Below are 1,051 nucleotides of genomic sequence, written 5' to 3'. Positions count from 1 at the left end.
CACCACTTTTGAAGGAGTCCTTCCATGAGCCTGGCCCCTGACGGCCGCCGCCTGTTGCGCATCGAGCAGCGCAACTCCGCCACCCCCATCGAGCGCAAGCCCGAGTGGATCAAGGCCAAGGTGAGCATCGGCCCCGAGTACGTGCAGCTGAAGAAGCTGGTCAAGACCGAGGGCCTGCACACCGTGTGCGAGGAGGCCGGGTGCCCGAACATCTTCGAGTGCTGGGAAGACCGCGAGGCCACGTTCCTGATCGGGGGCTCGGAGTGCACCCGCCGCTGCGACTTCTGCCAGATCGACACCGGCCGCCCCGCACCGCTGGACCGTTCCGAACCGTTCAAGGTCGCCCGGTCGGTCAAGCAGATGGGCCTGCGCTACGCGACCGTGACCGGGGTCGCCCGCGATGACCTGCCCGACGAGGGCGCCTGGCTCTACGCCGAGACCGTGCGCCAGATCCACCGCTCCAACCCCGGCACCGGGGTGGAGCTTTTGATCCCGGACTTTTCCGGCAACCCCGAGCTTTTGGACCAGATCTGCGCCTCCGCCCCGGAGGTCTACGCGCACAACCTCGAGACCGTCCCGCGCCTGTTCCGTTCCATCCGGCCCGCGTTCCGCTATGAACGTTCCCTGGAAGTGATCACCCACGGGCGCCGGAACGGGATGATCACCAAGTCCAACCTGATCCTGGGCATGGGCGAGACCCGCGCGGAAGTCTCCGAGGCGATGGCCGATCTGGCCGAGGCCGGCTGTGACCTGCTCACCATTACCCAGTACCTGCGCCCGACCGAGCGCCACCACCCGGTCGAGCGCTGGGTCAAGCCCCAGGAGTTCGTCGAGCTCCAGGACGAGGCCCGGGAGCTTGGCTTCCTCGGGGTCATGTCCGGGCCCCTGGTGCGTTCCTCCTACCGGGCCGGACGGCTCTGGGCCGGCGCGATGCGCCACAAGGGCCTGCCCATCCCCGAGGCCCTGGCCCACATCGAGTCCTCCGGCGACACCCGCCAGGAAGCCGCCAGCCTGATCCCGGCCACCTGAACCCGGCAACCCGAACCCCGGC

At 68.7% G+C, this 1,051-nt stretch carries 1 protein-coding gene; it reads left to right on the top strand.

Features of this window, described 5'->3' with window-relative positions; genetic code table 11:
- The first annotated feature begins 24 nt into the window (after positions 1–24).
- A complete protein-coding gene (lipA, locus tag NCCP_RS14815; protein WP_149958053.1) occupies positions 25–1,029 on the top strand; it encodes a lipoyl synthase in 1,005 nt (334 codons plus the stop codon).
- The last annotated feature ends 22 nt before the right edge of the window (positions 1,030–1,051 follow it).

The sequence above is a fragment of the Zafaria cholistanensis genome (assembly GCF_008580665.1).
GTDB lineage: Bacteria > Actinomycetota > Actinomycetes > Actinomycetales > Micrococcaceae > Zafaria > Zafaria cholistanensis.
Note: the sequence above shows the minus strand (reverse complement) of the source record. Positions and strands in the feature narration are given on the sequence as shown.